The 16,836-nt window shown below is 66.2% G+C and carries 14 protein-coding genes and 1 pseudogene; 12 read left to right on the plus strand and 3 right to left on the minus strand.

Translation table 11 applies throughout. The annotated features are described in order from the left end of the window. Positions 1 to 18: 18 nt before the first annotated feature. The 9 genes and pseudogenes from ACPXYO_RS12110 (at position 19) to ACPXYO_RS12150 (ending at position 7,285) form a co-directional block, all read left to right on the plus strand. Entirely contained in the window at positions 19 to 417 is a 399-nt protein-coding gene (locus ACPXYO_RS12110) for a ribosome-binding factor A (RefSeq protein ID WP_423920745.1), read from the plus strand. A gap of 5 nt (positions 418 to 422) precedes the next feature. After that, positions 423 to 1,286, plus strand: a complete 864-nt coding sequence (truB, locus tag ACPXYO_RS12115; RefSeq protein WP_423920748.1) for a tRNA pseudouridine(55) synthase TruB — start codon at positions 423 to 425, stop codon at positions 1,284 to 1,286. A gap of 149 nt (positions 1,287 to 1,435) precedes the next feature. Further along, positions 1,436 to 2,380, plus strand: a complete 945-nt coding sequence (locus tag ACPXYO_RS12120) for a bifunctional riboflavin kinase/FAD synthetase (protein ID WP_423920750.1) — start codon at positions 1,436 to 1,438, stop codon at positions 2,378 to 2,380. Positions 2,381 to 2,568: 188 nt separating this feature from the next. Then, complete coding sequence (locus ACPXYO_RS12125; protein ID WP_423920753.1) at positions 2,569 to 2,913, plus strand: hypothetical protein; 345 nt, start codon at positions 2,569 to 2,571, stop codon at positions 2,911 to 2,913. Next, positions 2,910 to 3,062 carry a hypothetical protein gene (locus tag ACPXYO_RS12130; RefSeq protein ID WP_423920755.1) on the plus strand — a complete coding sequence of 51 codons (153 nt, stop codon included), beginning with the start codon at positions 2,910 to 2,912 and terminating at the stop codon, positions 3,060 to 3,062. The genes ACPXYO_RS12125 and ACPXYO_RS12130 overlap by 4 nt, the downstream gene beginning before the upstream one ends. Positions 3,063 to 3,209: 147 nt before the next feature. Continuing rightward, positions 3,210 to 3,968 (plus strand): annotated as a pseudogene (locus ACPXYO_RS12135) (IS256 family transposase); the annotation flags it as partial. Positions 3,969 to 4,164: 196 nt separating this feature from the next. Continuing rightward, complete coding sequence (locus ACPXYO_RS12140) at positions 4,165 to 5,355, plus strand: IS110 family transposase (RefSeq protein ID WP_423915653.1); 1,191 nt, start codon at positions 4,165 to 4,167, stop codon at positions 5,353 to 5,355. Next, positions 5,258 to 6,121, plus strand: a complete 864-nt coding sequence (locus ACPXYO_RS12145) for a transposase (protein ID WP_423920757.1) — start codon at positions 5,258 to 5,260, stop codon at positions 6,119 to 6,121. The genes ACPXYO_RS12140 and ACPXYO_RS12145 overlap by 98 nt, the downstream gene beginning before the upstream one ends. Before the next feature lie 78 nt (positions 6,122 to 6,199). Then, the gene (locus ACPXYO_RS12150) at positions 6,200 to 7,285 is read left to right on the plus strand and encodes an IS110 family transposase (RefSeq protein ID WP_423920760.1); all 1,086 of its coding nucleotides are present in this window, start codon (positions 6,200 to 6,202) and stop codon (positions 7,283 to 7,285) included. Between the two features lie 2,375 nt (positions 7,286 to 9,660). Here the strand turns inward: ACPXYO_RS12150 and ACPXYO_RS12155 are convergent. Together ACPXYO_RS12155 and ACPXYO_RS12160 are read right to left on the minus strand one after the other, a co-directional pair. Beyond that, on the minus strand, positions 9,661 to 10,005 hold the full coding sequence (locus ACPXYO_RS12155) for a hypothetical protein (protein ID WP_423920763.1): 345 nt from the start codon (positions 10,003 to 10,005) through the stop codon (positions 9,661 to 9,663). Then, the gene (locus tag ACPXYO_RS12160; protein WP_423920765.1) at positions 9,977 to 12,340 is read right to left on the minus strand and encodes a hypothetical protein; all 2,364 of its coding nucleotides are present in this window, start codon (positions 12,338 to 12,340) and stop codon (positions 9,977 to 9,979) included. The genes ACPXYO_RS12155 and ACPXYO_RS12160 overlap by 29 nt, the downstream gene beginning before the upstream one ends. Positions 12,341 to 12,699: 359 nt before the next feature. On the opposite strand from ACPXYO_RS12160, the gene rpsO reads away from it, so the two are divergent. The 3 genes from rpsO (at position 12,700) to dapB (ending at position 16,509) form a co-directional block, all read left to right on the plus strand. Then, a complete protein-coding gene (gene rpsO, locus ACPXYO_RS12165; RefSeq protein WP_423920768.1) occupies positions 12,700 to 12,972 on the plus strand; it encodes a 30S ribosomal protein S15 in 273 nt (90 codons plus the stop codon). 158 nt (positions 12,973 to 13,130) lie between these two features. Then, on the plus strand, positions 13,131 to 15,647 hold the full coding sequence (locus ACPXYO_RS12170) for a polyribonucleotide nucleotidyltransferase (protein ID WP_423920771.1): 2,517 nt from the start codon (positions 13,131 to 13,133) through the stop codon (positions 15,645 to 15,647). Between the two features lie 85 nt (positions 15,648 to 15,732). Then, on the plus strand, positions 15,733 to 16,509 hold the full coding sequence (gene dapB, locus ACPXYO_RS12175; protein WP_423920774.1) for a 4-hydroxy-tetrahydrodipicolinate reductase: 777 nt from the start codon (positions 15,733 to 15,735) through the stop codon (positions 16,507 to 16,509). On the opposite strand, the gene ACPXYO_RS12180 is transcribed toward dapB, so the two are convergent. Beyond that, a complete protein-coding gene (locus ACPXYO_RS12180; RefSeq protein WP_423923834.1) occupies positions 16,506 to 16,829 on the minus strand; it encodes an addiction module antidote protein in 324 nt (107 codons plus the stop codon). The genes dapB and ACPXYO_RS12180 overlap by 4 nt on opposite strands. Between the last annotated feature and the right edge of the window lie 7 nt (positions 16,830 to 16,836).

The raw sequence follows: 16,836 nt of genomic DNA on the forward strand, positions 1-16,836 counted from the left end.
CGTCGCCGGCGACACTCGATGCCGACTGCGCACCAGTACGAGCGAACCGACCGCGTCGCCCAGGTGGTGCGCAGCGTCGTGGCCTCGGAGATGGAACGGCTCGACGAGGTGTTCGACGGCATTGTGATCACCGGTGTGGACGTTGATCGCGAGCTGAGTGTCGCAGTGGTGCACTACGACGTGCGCGATCAGGAATCCGAGGAGGCGGCGGCTGCGGCATTCGATGAGCACCATCACCGCCTTCAGCGAGCCTTGGGCGACCAGACCAGCTTGAGGCGCACACCAGCGCTCCGCTTTCGCCGGGACCAGGGGCCTATCAACGCCGAGAGGATCGAAGACCTGCTGGCTGGCTTGTCCGGCGAGCCCGATGAGGCGCAGGTCTCCGATATCGCCGCTGAACGGGACGAGGAAGCCTGACAGCCATGGCACGGCGCCGTCCAGCGACCGTTCATGGCGCCGTCATCGTCGACAAGCCGTCGGGACCCACTTCGCACGACGTGGTGGGCATGCTGCGGCGCCGCTTCGGCGAGAGACGCATTGGCCACGCCGGCACGCTCGACCCGTCCGCGACGGGGGTTCTCGTGATTGGCATCGGCAATGCGACCCGGTTGCTGCGATTCGCCACCGCCTCCCACAAGAGCTACGAGTGCGAGATCGTGTTCGGCGTCGAGACCAGCACCCTCGATGCTGCCGGCGAGCCGGTCACGACCTGGTGCATGGATCTGGATCCTGCCGATGTTGCCGCTGCAGCTGCGGGCTTCATCGGCACGATCTCGCAGCTGCCGCCGATGGTGTCTGCAGTGCGCGTCGGAGGCCGCCGCTTGCACGAGATCGCCCGCTCGGGGCAGAGCGCAGAACGCGCTCCACGCGATGTCGAGGTGTACCGCTTCAAAGTGGACCGCACCGACGACCCGCTCGTCTACCGGGCCGTGGTCGACTGTTCCGCCGGCACCTATGTGAGAACTCTCGGTGCCGACTTGGGTACTGCGCTGGGAGGCGGGGCGCATATTCGAGCGCTGCGGCGCACGCGCAGCGGCTCGTTCACGCTGTCCGAGGCGGGTCCTCCGACCGAGGCCGAACTGCGAACCCCCCTCGAGCTGGTGCGGGATCTGGCGCAGATTCTCGTGTCCGATGAGGAGGCAATTCAGGCCAGAAGCGGTGTCCATCTCGTGGACGCTCGCTACGACGGCTCCGGTCCGTGGGCGCTGGTCGACCCCACCGGAGCGCTCGTGGCCGTGCATGAGCGCGTCGACGGGCGACTGCGTGCCACGGTCTTGCCGTCGTGATCCCGCAGTGATCTCTGGGCGATCCGGCAGTGATCCCGCAGTGATCTCTGGGCGATCCGGCAGTGATCCCGCAGTGATCTCTGGGCGATCCCGCAGTGATCTCTGGGCGGGCGGACTCGCACGGGCCCGGCGTGAGTAGCGTTGCGCGCATGGAGGTCATCCGCGACTTGGATTGGTGTCCGGTGCTCGACCACGGCAGCGTCGCGACGGTGGGGGAGTACGACGGCGTCCACCGCGGGCACCGCACGGTGATCTCAGAGATGCATCGTCTAGCTGCCGAGCGGGGCTGCGCCACAGCGGTCGTGACCTTCGACCGTCACCCCGCCACCGTGGTGCGACCGGAATCGGCACCGCCGCTGCTGTGCAATCTCGGCCACAAGCTGGAGCTACTGGCCGAGACCGGCGTCGACTTCACGCTTGTTGTGACCTTCGATAAGAAGCAGGCAGCGGTTCCCGCCGAGCAGTTCGCCCACGACATTCTCGTCAACTGCCTGTCTGCTCGTGCCGTGGTGGTCGGTGCCGACTTCCATTTCGGCAAGGGACGCCGAGGCAACATCGAGACGCTGCGACAAGTCGGCGCCGAGTACGGCTACGAGGTGGTCGGGCTGCCGCTGGTGAAGCAGATGACCGGCGACGGCGACGTCATCTCGTCCACGTCGATCCGCGAAGCGCTTGCTGCGGGCGATGTGGAGCGAGCGCACCGGCTGCTCGGTCGGCCGTTCGAGGTGCGCGGAGTCGTCACCGTCGGCGACCGTCGCGGCCGCCAGATCGGAGTGCCCACGGCGAACCTGCCCACGACCCCGGACCTGCAGATTCCTGCCGATGGTGTCTACGCCGCCTGGTACGTGCGGCCTGATGGAGCGCAATACCCGGCTGCAGTCAACATCGGCCGCCGGCCGACGTTCTATGAGTTCGCAGAGCGTTCGCTGATCGAAGCGCACCTGATCGGCTTCCGCGGCGACCTCTACGACGAGACGGCGAAGGTGCGCTTCGTCCGTCGGCTGCGGCCCGAGCGGCGCTTCGACGGCATCGATGAATTGAAGACCCAGCTTCGCCGCGACATCGAGGACGCGGCGAAGTGTCTGCACACCTGAGGTGTGAATCAGGGTTCGCAGCCTGACTGACCGCGGCGTTGCGCCAGCGCAGATAGTCGTGCAGGCGGCGGGCGCGGATGTCGCGCAACGCTGCGAGGGCGTGTCGTGATTCTGGGATCGTGTCTGTTTTTGGGTCGCTGATTACACAACATCGGGGTGGGAGCATGGCGCTGTGAGAGGAGCGTCAGATGACCGATCCGTCGAAGTCCCGGGAGCGCAGCGGTCGGCGCAGGAGGCGGTTGTTGTCGCCTGTGCAGAAGTATGAGGCGTTCGTGCAGGTGCTCACTGGTGAGATGACGGTGGCCGAGTGCGCGGACCATTGGGGTGTGGACCGTTCCACGATCATGCGGGCCCGCGAGGTCGCCAAGCGGGGTGCTTTGGACGCGTTGGCGTCGTCTCGTCCGGGTGCGCGCTGCGAGGGGCCCGATCCTGAGTTGGTGATGGCCCGTGACGAGGTGGCCCGTCTCGGCGAGGCGCTCAAGGAGATGGCGGTCAAGGTGACCTTGTTGGAGGGAAGAGAGCGTTGGGGGTGACCGCCGGCGTGCCCCCGCGTGTCGATGCCGGCGTGAAGGCCGGCCTGTTGGACCTCGTCGACGGCGCCGTCGAGGCGGGCTGGACCACAGCTCGCGCCTGCGCGTTGTCGGAGCTCGACGGCCGCGAGAGTGTCAGATCCTCTGTGTAAGGGGGTTGGTCTGAGAGTGTCGTGTCGGTGTTGGATGCCGGGGCGACAGGAAGGACCGCAATGATTGAGATTGATCGAGAGAGGCTGCCGGCGAGGCCGGCGGCGGACACGACGCCGTTGGTGTGTGACGGGGCGCTGGACGCGGTGATGGAACGCGTCCGCGCCGAGGGCGCCGAGCTGCTCGGCGCGGACGGGCTTTTGACCCAGCTCTCCAAGGCGGTGCTCGAGCGGGCGCTGGCGCAGGAGTTGACCGGTCATCTGGGCTATGAGAAGGGCGACCCTGGGGGGGGGTCGGGCGACTCGCGCGACGGCGCCGCGTCCAAGCGGGTGCACACCGACGTCGGCACCGTGGACGTGGACGCTCCCCGGGACCGCGACGGCTCCTTTGAGCCTCGGATCGTGCCCAAGGGCGCGACGCGCCTGGAAGGGTTCGGCGACAAGATCATCGCCTTGTACGCCAGGGGCATGACCGTGCGCGACGTGGCGGCCCATCTTGGGGAGATCTACGGCGTGGAGGTGTCCGGTGACCTGATCAGCCGTGTCACCGACGGGGTGCTCGACGAGCTCGAGGCGTGGCGCAGCCGGCCCCTCGACGCTGTCTGTCCGATCGTCTTCATCGACGCGCTGAACGTCAAGATCCGCGACGGCCACGTCGCCAGCCGGCCCGCCTATCTCGCCGTGGGCGTCGATCTCGACGGCCGCAAGCATGTGCTGGGCATCTGGATCGGCGACAGCGACGGCGAGGGCGCCAAGTACTGGCTGGGGGTGCTCACCGAGCTGCGCAACCGAGGCGTCGAAGACGTGCTGATCGTGTGCTGCGACGGCCTGCGAGGCCTCCCCGACGCGATCGAGGCGACCTGGCCCGCGGCCACCGTGCAGACCTCGTTGGTTCATCATGGGCGGGCCCGGAAAGGTTCCGGGTGTCATCCGCATCGGCGGAAGAGAACCAGTGCAGACCGACCCGGGAGGTCCAGACGCAGACCTGTTCCTTCCGTCGATGGCGGGCTTCGAACTGCAATCAGGAGTTGCGCTGCGAGCGCCGAAACGAGTGACGGTGGTGGCCTGTCGAGGCGGATGAGCCGACCTCGACGGAGGACAACACATGGCAACCTTTGCCGGCATCGACTGGGGCGGGGCTCATCACCAAGCCGCAGTCGTCGATGACATCGGGCGAGAGCTGACCAACCAGCGCTTCGCCCACGACCGAGCGGGCATCGACGAGCTCGTCGTTGTGCTGCGCGGTCACGACGAACTCGTTGGAGTCACGATCGAGCGAAGCGAGGGGCTGCTCGTCGAGCGGCTCCACAGCGAGGGCTTCGCAGTGTTCCCGGTGAGCCCGCGGGTTTCAGCAGCTGCCCGCGAACGGCACCAGGCCGCCGTTCGCAAGAACGACCGCTTCGACGCATTCGTGTTGGCCGACCTGATGCGAACCGACAGCTGGAGATGGCGGCCGCTCTCGCCCGCGTCGGCGCTGGGGGCCGAGCTGCGGGCCGTGACCCGGCATCGACGCCAGTGTGTCGAGAACCAGATCACCGTGGAGGCGCAGCTACGCGAGACCCTGATCGCGTATCACCCCTCTGTGACCGGCTTGTTCTCCAGCGTTGACCGCGACGTCACGCTTGCCTTTCTGCGTGACTACCCGACCCCGGCGGCTGCTGGCCGGGTCGGCGAAGCGCGCATGGCCGGCTTCTGTCGCCGTACGGGCTACTCGGGCCGGGTCCCGCCTGCTGTGCTCGCCGAGCGGCTCCGCACCAACCTGCTCACCGCAGCAGAGGGCAGCGTCGCCGGACACAGCTACGCGGCTCTGGCGTTGGCTGACCAGCTCGAGCTGCTGAACAACCAGCTCCGGTCCTACAACCGGCGCCTCGATGAACTCCTCGCCGACCATCCCGACCATCAGATCGTCGACAGCTTCCCCGCCGTTGGCCGTGTCACCGCGGCCGAGCTGATCTCAGAGATCGGCGAGGACCGCGGCCGCTACCCCACAGCCCAGGCGCTGCTCGCCGAAGCCGGCGCAGCACCGGTGACGCTGTCGTCGGGCAAGATCGAACGGGTCCGGATCCGGCGAGCCTGCAACCGCCGACTGCGAGCAACCACCACGAGCTGGGCCTACGTGCTCAAGCGAATCGACCCCATCTCAGCAGATCGCTACGCCCGGGCCTGCCAACGCGGCGCCACCAAGCACACTGCCCTGCGTGCCGTCGCCTCGAGCTGGATGCGCGTCCTGTGGCGCTGCTGGCAAGACCGCACTCTCTACGACCCGGCGATCCACCGACCCCAGACGCCCCGCTGACCTGACGCCACAACCCTCGCTCCGTCGCCGACCGAAACGACGTCGGCCCCGCCAGCGCGCCTGCCCCCAAACAACCAGCGTCAGGCCCAAGGTTGACAACAGGAGTCTCGTAGTGCACCTGCTGGGGGCCTCGCACCGCTACGTCACCTGGAACGACCCCAAACAAGTCGCCAAGGAACTGCGGCCCGTGTACGCCGCCGTCGACGCCCAAGCCGCCGAGGCGGCGCTCGACGAGTTCGAAGCCGGCATCGGCGCCAGATACCCCGCCGTGGTCAGCCTGTGGCGGTCGAGCTGGGAACAGTTCATCCCGTTCCTGGACTGCCCCCCAGAAGCCCGCCGGGTCATCTGCACCACCAACATGATCGAGTCCATCAACCGCCAGCTCACAAAGGTCACCAAGAACCGAGGGCACTTCCCCAACGAGCAAGCCGCCCTCAAACTGCTCTGCCTCGCCATGAGGAACATCACCACCAACACAGCAGGACCACAACGAACAGGAACCATCGGATGGAAACGCTGCTTGAACCAGCTCGCCGTCCGCTACCCAGGACGACTCCCGCTCACCCAAAATGACCAACCGACCGGCCCGCTTACACAGAACATCCGAGTGTCACTGTTGGGTTGCCGGTGCCCTCGGCCAGGGGGTTACGGTCCGGTCCCATGCTCGACGGTGACTCCACCAAAATCGTGGCTTCGTGCCTGTTGTCCGACCTGTCGCGTCGAGTGTGGGGCCGGCAGGAGCGCTCCTGTCTTGAAGGGAGCCTGATTGTCTCGACTCGGATGTGACGAAGCGCCCCTGCCGTTCCCGGACCCACCGGAACACCACTTCCAGCAGGAGCACAGCATGACATCACCCATCGGGGGCATCGACCCTCACCAGGACACCTTCACCGCGGGCATCGTGGATCCCCACGGCGTCGAAGTCACCCACGAGACTTTCGCGAACACCGCAGCCGGGTTCGGCGAGGCGATCGATCTGCTCGACGCGCACGGCGTGAAGCGCGTCGGCGTGGAAGGGTCGGCCAAGTGGGGCGCCCATGTCGCGATAGCGCTCGTCGCGGCCGCCTTCGACACCCGCGAGGTCCCCGCGTCCCGCTCGGCAGCCCAACGCCGCTCGCGGCGGCTGGGCAAGACCGACGCCGTCGACGCGGTCGCCACCGCACGGGCGTTGCAGGCCGAGCCGACACTCGGTCCCGTGCAGGCGCTGGAGGCATATGACCCGCTCGTCGCCGAGATCGAAGCAGTCCTCGAGCACCGCAGAACCCTTGTGGCTGCTCGCACTTTGCTGCTGCACCACGTCGGGGACCAGATCGCGAAGCTCCCCACCGAGATCCGTGACCTGCTCACCAGCGACGGCAAGATCGAGGTCCGGCTGCGCCGCCTCGCCGCGGTCGATCCTGGCATCGACACCACCCCGGCGGGCGCGTACCGGCTCGAGTGGCTCCAGGCGTTCATCGACTCCGACCGTGCAGCGCGCCGCGAGGTCCGTCGTCTCGAACGGCGCATCGACGAGTTGCTCGACGAGCACGGCACCACCCTGCGCGACGAAACCGGCATCGGCCCCATCGCAGCCGCCACGCTGGTGTGCGAGGTCGGCGACCCTCACCGGTTCGACCGCGAGTCCAAGTTCGCCCGCTGGTGCGGCACCGGCGCCGTCGCGCTCTCATCACGAGAAGGCTCAGGCGACCCGGTCAAGCACCGCCTCGACTTCCGAGGCAACCGACGCATCAACTCAGTGCTCTACATCGCGTCGGTCACCCAGCAGCGCACCCAGCCCGACGCCGCCGAATACCTCGCCCGAAAAGCCACCGAAGGCAAAACACGACGCGAAGCCCGACGAGCCCACAAACGACACCTCGCCAACCGCGTCATCCGCCGAATGTGGCGAGACGAATACACCCGACAACAGCCACTCGCGCTCGCCGCTTGACAAGGGAGCGTCGGACACTCCCTCAACGTCACACGGCCCGCATCAGAGGGCCCGCCCAGAATGCGCCGCGCCGTGGCCGCCGCTGTGTCGGAACGATCGTCGCCTGTGATACGCGTCACGCCCGACTCCGACGACGCAGCACGAATCTGAGTACGGACATCACGCGACACCGCAGCAATGCCGCCCACGATCACCACCTCAACAGGCGAAGCCTCCCGCAACAGCATCGAAGTCTCAGCCGACAACACATCCCCCGCTGTGTACACCACCACCGCACCAGAGGTACGCGCCGCCAACACCGCCGCCACACCCACATCAGCAGCACTCCACCCATTCGCCACCACAAACGTCGCAACACCGACATCGAGACCGCCGCCACCGCCGCCACCGCCGCCACCGGAACTGCCGCCACCACCAGGGTTGGACCGGACAGGCGGTCGCACGGTCAGGTCGAGGCCCTCGTTGCCGACGTTGGCGTAGTCGGTGGGGCCTGCGATCGCATGGACGATCGTGAACCTGGAATCGGCCGCAGCACCATTGGCGGTCACCTCGACCTGCTGGGGCACATTCCAGTTCGATGCCGTGAACCTGAGGACGGTCGGCTCCACCGACAGATCGCCTGCTGCATGGATCGTCACGTCCACGTCCGTCGGCGGTCTGATGCCAAGGTCGGTCCTGACCTCGGGCGCCTCGAACTGAGGCGGCACGCTGGTTTGCACCGCACCGGCATCCGGTGCACTGTTGAGACTGACGGTGAAAGTCGCTGTGCGTCCCTTGGTGACGACGTGGCCCTCCGTGTCGATCCGTAGCCCGGGGACATCGTCGTCCTCGATTGTCACAACGACGTCGCCGATAGTGATGACGGCGTACTCGGCGGCGCTGTCCGCAGCGAAGGCGTGGGTGATCCTGGCCGTACTGTGGTCCTTGTCGTCATCCTCGGCCGCCGCAACGGTCACCGAACGGGGCCGATTCCAGTTCGAGGGGGTGAACGTCACGCTGGCGGTGTCGCCGTCGTTGACGGTGATGCCGGCCCCGGCCTCGGCCGTGGCGTCGATGGTCACGTTGGCTGAGGGCTCATGGGCGAGCGAGAGGGTGTAGGTACCAGTCTCGCCCTCGGTCACCGTCAGCGACGGCGGTGTCAGCACCACTCCGGCAGCGTCGTTATCGGTGACGGTGACTGTGACGTCGGCGGTTTCGCCTTGGAAGCCGGTGTCGGTCGAGGACGCGGTGGCGGTCACGGTGGTGGTTTCGTCGCCGTTGTCGTTGTCGGCGTCGTCGGTGCCTGACACGGTGACGGGCTGGGCGCGGTCCCAATTCGTGGGACTGAACGTCAGCGACGCGCCTGCGGTGACGGTCCCGATGGCGGCGTCGGCGGAGGCCACTTCGACGGTCACATCATCTGATGGCTCGCTGGTCAGCACGGCCGTGAATGTGCCGGTGCCTTCCTCCACGATCCCGATCGCAGCAGGCGAGACGCTCAGACCCGCTGTGTCGTTGTCGATGACGTTGACGGTGACGTCGGCCACGACGACCAGGGCGCATTCGTCGGCGCTGCCCTCGTCGACGGTGTGAGTGATCGTGGCGCCGTCGTGGATGGCGTCATCGTCGTTGCCGGCGATCACTGTGACGGTCTGGGCGGTGTCCCAGTTCAACGCGTTGATGGTGAGCCGGGTGGGATTGGTGGTCACCTCGCAGCTGCCGGTGTCGCAGCTGACGGTGATGTCGATGGTCACGTCGCTGGTCGGCGGGTGCGACAGCGTGACGGTGTAGGTACCGGTGCCGATCTCCGGCATGTCCAACTCCGTGTCCATCTCGGTGGTCGCGGCAGTGTCTTTCACTGTGATTGCGGCGTCGTCGTTCTCGATGATGGTGACCTTGACCGAGTCGACGCTGATGCCGTCATAGTCCGGATCGCCGCTGGCGGCCGTGTGGGTGAGATCGACCGGGTCGTCTGTGCCGGCGTCGTCGTCCTCGGCGGCGGTCACGGTCACGGTCTGCGCAGTGGACCAGTCCGCGTCCGTGAACGTCAGCTCGTAGTCGCTGTTCAGCGTGAGGCCGCTGAGGGTCAGGTCGCTCCCGTCGTGCCCGGCGATGGTGACGGTGACGTCCGCGATCGGCTGCGAGCTCAGCGACAGCTCATAGAGACCATAGGTGTTGGAGCCGCCCTCGGTTACCGACAGCTCCGTGGCCGACCCCGCGACCGTCACGGTGACTGAGGCGGTGTCGTCGTCGTCGACGGCGACGGTGACCGAGTCGACGCTGATGCCGTTGTACTCCGAGTCCGCGCTCTCGGTCACATGGGTGAGCGTCACGTCGGCCTCGTCGATCGCGTCGGCGTCGTGGTCGGCGGTCACCGTCACGATCTGCGTCGTGGATCAGTTCGCGGCCGTGAACGTCAGCTTGTTGTCGTTGCTCAGCGTGTTGCCGCCGAGCGTCACGTCGCTGCCGATGTGCCCGACGATGGCGACGGTCACGTCCGCGGTCGGCTGCGTGCCCAAGGTGATCGTGTAGTCGCCCGAATCGCCCTCGACAAGCTCGAAGGAGTCGGTGGACACGAGCACCGCTGCGGTGTCGCTCCCGACGGTGCCGACGTCGTCGTTGTCGGTGATGCTGACCCTGACAGAGTCGCCGGTGAGGTTGTAGTCGGTGTCGGCGCTGGACGCGGTGTGGGCGAGGTTGACGGCTGCTTCGTCATCGGTGTCGCCGTCGTCTGCAGCCACGACGGTGACGGTCTGGGGCATGTCCCAGTTCTGGGGGGGTGAAGGTGAGAGCGTCGTTGGACACGTTGCTGCCTGACAGCGACGCATCGGTGCCGACGTGGCCGTCGATGTCGACGGTGACGTCCACAGACGGTGCAGTAACCAGCTTCACGGTGTAGCTCGCGGAACCTTCCTCATCCACGTCGATCTCGGTGGGGTCGATGACCAGCTCGGCTTCGTCGTCGTCGAGGATGGTGACCCCGACGTCGCTGATGATGAGGTTGACGTAGTCGGCGCCGGATGAGGAGTGGCTGATGTCGACTGCGCCGTTGCGGGCGTCATCGTCTTCATGAGCCGTGACAGTGACGGTCTGAGGCACATTCCAATTGCCGGAGTTGAAGGTGAGGTCGCGCGTCAGCGCGCCGCCAGACAGTGACGCGCCGGAGTTGGCTGGGACGGTGACGGTGACGTTCGCAGACGGCTGAGTGACGAGCTGCACGGTGTACCTCCCAGAGCCGCCCTCGTCGACGTCAATCGCGGTGGGATTGATGGCGACGGCGGGGCTGTCGTTGTCGGTGATCGTGACCTTCACGAGGTCGTCAGTGAGATTGTTGTATTCGGTGTCACCGGTGCTGGTGGCGGTGTAGCGGAGGAAGACCTCGTCTTCGGTGGTGCCGACGTCTTCGCCGGCGTCGACGGTGACGGTCTGGGGTGTGTTCCAGTCATCGGGGGCGAATTGGAGAGTGTTCGTTTGCACATCGCCCGTCAGCGACACATCGCTGCCCGATTGACCCGTCAGGACGACACTGACCGTCGCTTCTGGCTTGGAAGCCAGCCTCACGGTGTAACTGGCGGAACCCTCCTCGTCAACGGTGAGTTCGAGGGGGTCGATGTCGAAGATCAGCCCGGCCCCGTCGTTGTCGGTGATGGTGACGGTGACATCGCTGCCGGCCAGCCCGTCGTAGTCGTTGTCGCCGGTGCTGCTGGCCTCATGGGAGAGGGTGACTGTCTCGTCGTCGTCGTCATCCTCGTCGGCGGTGACGACGACGGTCTGGGCCATGTCCCAGTTGCTGGAGGTGAAGGTGAGCGTGTCATTGTTGACACCTGTCAGCACCGCGCTAGTGCTTGCATGGCCCGTGATCTCGACATCGACATCTGCATCTGGCTCAGTCGCCAGCTTGACGGTGTAGGTGTATCCCGCCGGGACGAGGTAGTTGTTGCCGTCCGGGACCGCGGCCACCCCCTCCCCGATGGCGAGATCGGTGGGTTCGATGATCAGCCCGGCCTCGTCGTCGTCTTCGATGGTGACGGTGACGGTGCTGCCGGTGAGGTTGTCGTAGTTAGTGTCACCAGTGCTGGAGGCGGTGTGGGTGAGGTCGATGGCTGCTTCGTCGTCGTTGTCGCCGTCTTCGGCGGCGGTCACGGTGATCGTCTGGAGGTTGTTCCAGTTCGATGTCGTGAACGTGAGGTCGCTGCCAGTGAGGCCAGAGCCCGACAGCGTCGCATCAGTGTTGTCGTGGCCCCCGATGGTGACCGTGACGTCCCCTGCCGGCGCTGCCGCCAGCTTCACGGTGTAGCTCGCGGAGTCCCCCTCCTCAATGTCGAGCTCGGTGGGGTCGATGATCAGCCCAGCAACCGTGACCTCGGTGTTGATCTCGACCTGCAAGGTCTTGCCGGACACGCTCTGCCAGTTGATCTCGCCGAAGATGATGCTCTGGAAGAACCCGCCCCCGATACTCCAGCCGGCCGCTGCTCCGTCGTCGAGCGTCGTTGAGCCCGTGTAGTCCCAGACGATGCTGCCGCGTGACTTCGGAACACCGTTGTCCAACCTCTGATCGAGTCGGACTTTGATGTAGTACGTGGAGTTTGCGGCGAGCGTGCACGGATTGTCTGGATCGACAGTGAATGTGTAGACCGCGCTGGGAGTTGTGGCGACCGCGTTCACCAGATTGTCCGGGTTCACCAGATTGCCGGTGCAATGTCGAGCCCCAGGGATATCTGCGCCGTTGTATCTGCCTCCAACGTGAACCGAAACCTTCAGGTCCAGATCTAGAAAAGAATCTGGTGCCGCCGTTGCGCTGATCTCGCTGAACTTGATGCCAATGGACGAAAGCTCGTAGCCGCCGGTGTCGGTGCCTGTGGTGAACGCCTGTGCGGCATGCTCCGCATGACTGTTGCTGGGACCCATCGTGGCCCCGCTGTCCGCGTGCTGGGTCTGGCCGGTATTGCTGAGCAGCGCCTCGGTTACGGTGCTCGCCGCTTGTGCGGGGCCGAGCAGCGTCAGCGACGCCGCGGCGCCCAGCACTGCGATCGCGAGCGCGACTCTGGACAGCGTGTGGCGAGACGGCCGCTTCATGGGTGATCTACGCGTACGAGGTGCGGGGGGGGGGGGGGTCAGCGCGTGCCGCAAGTGCGCCCGACGGGGGCTGGCGGCGGATGTCTCGAATTGGTTATGCACGATGCGGGCCTACTCCATGAATGAACAAGGATTCAAATTGCGGCTGGAGTATATGAATTCAGTTCACATTCCTGTGAGATCCCCAAGACGACATCGAACTGACCCGCCGCAACGGTGCAGATGGCATGCGCGGTCGGCGCTGATAGCCTCAGCAATACAGAGAGACACATCAGCAGGGCTGGGTCGACCAGCCGCGTCGCGGCAGCGGGCACCCCACTCCCCACGCGACGCCACCACAAAGGAAATACAGCAACGGCATGAGTGCCAAGAGATCAAGCCCAGCGGCCTCGATGATCGACGAACATCGTCATTCGGAGGCCGACACCGGATCGCCCGAGGTGCAAGTAGCTCAGTTGAGCGCTCGCATTGAGCACCTCACCGAACATCTCAATACCCACAACAAAGACCACCACACCCGCCGAGGGCTGCTGAAGCTCGTCGGACGTCGGCGCAGGTTGCTCGACTACCTGATCGCTAACGACGTCGAGCGCTACCGAGCTTTGATCGCAAAGCTCGGCCTCCGGCGCTGACGCGAGTCTCCGGCCGCATCCGATCTCACATGCAGCGAAGGCCGCTAGCCGGTCGCCGCAACGGGTGCACGTCGGGGTCGCACACCCCATGCATGGGCAACACCCGATGAACAACAACCAACAGGCGGGAAGGTCCCGTCACCACAACAGGAGCAGACATGGCTGAAGCCATTTCGGTCACCGGTCCCATCGCGGGCACCGACAAGACCATCACCTTCGAGACCGGCGTACTCGCTGGCCTCGCCAACGGGGCGGTCACGTCCCGCATCGGCGACACACAAGTGCTCGTCACCGCAACAGCGTCAAACCGTCCACGCGACGGCGCGTCGTTCTTCCCGCTCACCGTCGACATCGAGGAGCGCATGTACGCGGTGGGCCGGATTCCCGGTTCGTTCTTCCGGCGGGAGGGGCGTGCATCCGACGATGCGATCCTGACTTGCCGGCTGATCGATCGCCCGTTGCGTCCGAACTTCCCCAGCGATTTCCGCCACGACACCCATGTGGTGGGCACGATTCTCGGCGCCGACCACGTCAACCCGTACGACCTCGTGGCGCTGAACGGTGCGTCGGCGGCCCTGTGGCTGAGCGGCATTCCGTTCGAGTGCCCGCTCGCCGGCGTGCGGATCGCCTACTCCACCGACGGCGAATGGATCCCGTTCGCCACCCACGAAGAGTCCGAGGCCGCCACGTTCGAGATGATCGTGGCCGGTCGCCAGCTCTCCAACGGCGACATCGCCGTGATGATGGTCGAGGCCGGCGGCACCGAGAAGTCCTTCTCGTACTACGCGCAGGGCGCACCGAAGGTCACCGAGGACGTGCTCGCGAGCGGACTCGAGGCATCCAAGCAGTGGATCGACGACATCATCGAGATGCAGAAGTCGCTGCGCCGGTTGGTCGAAGAAGCCTCCGGCCCGATCCAGCCAATGGAGTACACCTCCACCAAGGACTACTCCGACGAGGTGCTCGATCGCGTGCGCGAGATCGCCGTGGATCGCATGCGTGAAGTGATGGCAATCGCCGACAAGGCCGAACGCGAGGCCGCACAATCCGAGACCAGCAAAGCAGTGATTGCCGAAGTTGCCGAAGAATTCGCGGACCTCGACAGCGCCAAGGATCAGATTTCCTCCGCCGTCAGGTCGCTGTCGAAGGAGATCGTGCGAGAGCGCATCGTGGCGGACGGCTTCCGCATCGACGGGCGGGCAACCGATGAGGTTCGGCCGCTCTCGTCGATTGCCGGCTACCTCGGGCGCACCGCTCACGGCTCTGGGCTGTTCCAGCGCGGCGAGACCCAGGTGCTGAATGTCACCACCTTGGCGATGTCCCGGATGGAGCAGATCGTCGACACCCTGAATCCTCAGGACCGGCGCCGCTTCATGCACCACTACAACTTCCCGCCGTACTCCACCGGCGAAGCCGGATTCATGCGCGGCCCCAAGCGGCGCGAGATCGGGCACGGCGCACTCGCTGAGCGCGCCATCTTCCCGGTCGTCCCGTCCAAGGAAGACTTCCCGTACACCATCCGGCTGGTGTCCGACGTGCTCAGCTCCAACGGCTCCACCTCGATGGGGTCGGTGTGCGCAGCGTCGCTGTCGCTCATGGACGCCGGCGTGCCGATCATCGATCACGTCGCCGGTGTGGCCATGGGCCTCGTGTACGCCGACGGTCAGTACGTGACGCTCACTGACATCCTGGGCGCCGAAGACGCATTCGGCGACATGGACTTCAAGATTGCGGGCACCCAAGACGCCATCACCGCGCTCCAGCTCGACACCAAGATCGAAGGCATTCCCGCCGAGGTGCTGACCCAGGCGCTGGGCCAGGCCCGACAGGCTCGCCTGCAGATCCTCGAGGTCATGCGCGCAGCGATTGCCGAGCCGAGGCCCGACGTCGGCGAGATGGCGCCGAAGATCACCAGCTTCGAGATCCCGATCGACAAGATCGCTGAGGTCATCGGTCCGCGCGGCAAGGTCATCAATTCCATCCAGGAAGAGACCGGCGCCGACATCAATGTGGACGATGACGGCACGGTCGGCACCGTGAGCATCGGAGCTACCGACCGTGAGGTGGTGGCAGAGGCCGAGCGGCAGATCCGGCTCATTGTCAACCCGCCGACACCTGATGTTGGGGCGACCTATGAGGGCCGCGTGGTGAACATCACCAAGTTCGGCGCCTTTGTGAACGTGCTGCCCGGCACCGACGGTCTGCTGCACATCTCCAAGCTCGGCGGCCGACGCCGGCTGAGTTCGGTCGAAGAGGTGCTCGAACTGGGAGCCGTCATCAGCGTCATCGTCGAGGAGATCGATCCCAACGGCAAGATCAGCCTCTCGCCGGCCGATCCGACTCAGGTCGGGGGCAGCGAAGGCGACGCCGAGGGATCGAACGACGATGCCTCTGCGCCACGTCGGGACCGCGGTCGTGGGGGAGACAACGGCACACGCCGATCCCGTACGCGTGTGACCGCGGCAGTGACGGCGGGCCGTGCCGATGCATCGGCCGGTGCCGGAGATGGCGACGACGTGGCCCCGGCGAGCGGATCAGCGCCCAGCGGTACAGCCCGCGAGGACGTGTCGTTCGGCGAGCACTTCGAACAGATTGCGAAGGGCGTCTACGGCGACCTGGGACCGGAAGTCGAGCAAACCGGACGGGGTTCAGGCCGCCGCCGCGGCCGCCGCTAGCGATTGAGGCCCAGCCCGCCGGCTGGGCCAACACACCTCGCACGCACAGCAACTCGTTTCGCCCGGAACGGAACGCGCCACTAGCGTGACGTCGGTGAGAGTGCTGGTATTCGGCGCCGGCGGGCGCATGGGCGCCACCGTCTGCGAGGCGGTCGCCGCCGACGCTGACCTAGAACTCGTGGCCGGGGTGGACCCCGGTGCGCCGGGTCAGCGCGACGTCACTGACAGCATCGACATCGTGGCGTCTGCTGCCGACGTCGATCCGGCGAGCCTCGACGTCGCCGTGGACTTCACGGTTGCTGCTGCGGCTCGGGAGAACCTGGCGTGGTGCGCGGCGAACGGCGTCCACGCCGTGGTCGGCACCAGCGGCCTCGATCCCGACGACTACGAGCGGTGCCGCGCTGCGTTCGTCAGCAGCAATTGTCTCATCGCACCGAACTTCGCCATCGGGGCGGTGCTCATGATGCGGTTTGCTGAGCTCGCCGCACCCTTCTTCCCGACAGCAGAGGTCATCGAACTCCACCACGACAACAAGGTCGATGCGCCCTCGGGCACTGCCATGCAAACCGTGCGCGCCATGGCCGAGGCCTCGGACGACTGGGGCCCTGATCCCACTCGCGACGAGGTGCTGCCCGGCGCCCGGGGCGGCAAGGGACCCGGCGGCATCCCGGTGCACTCGGTCCGGCTGCGAGGGCTGGTGGCTCACCAGCAAGTGCTGCTGGGCACAGCGGGGGAGACGCTGACGATCCGCCACGACAGCCTCGACCGGGTGTCGTTCATGCCCGGCGTACTGCTTGCGTGCAAGGCAATCGCCGATCACCCCGGCGTCACGATCGGCCTCGACCAGTACCTCGGGCTCTAGCGGAGATTCCCTGCTGAGGCCGCCGAAATGCCGGCCGTCGGTGACACGCGGAGTCGCAGGCCGAGTGCTTCGATGACCTTGAGCACGGTGGCGAACTCGGGATTGCCGTTCACCGACAACGACTTGTACAAGCTCTCGCGTCCGAGACCCGACGCAGCCGCGACCGTGGACATTCCCGCTGCGCGTGCAATATCGCCGAGCACGGCCGCCACCAGTTGCGGCTCACCTGCTTCGAGCGCAGCGTCCAGATATGCCACGGCATCTTCCGCACTGGTGAGGTGATCTGCCGGGTCCCAAGGTCGGGTTGTCGTGCGCTTCATCTCATCA

This window comes from Candidatus Poriferisodalis sp., assembly GCF_965237655.1.
Taxonomy (GTDB): Bacteria; Actinomycetota; Acidimicrobiia; order Acidimicrobiales; family Poriferisodalaceae; genus Poriferisodalis.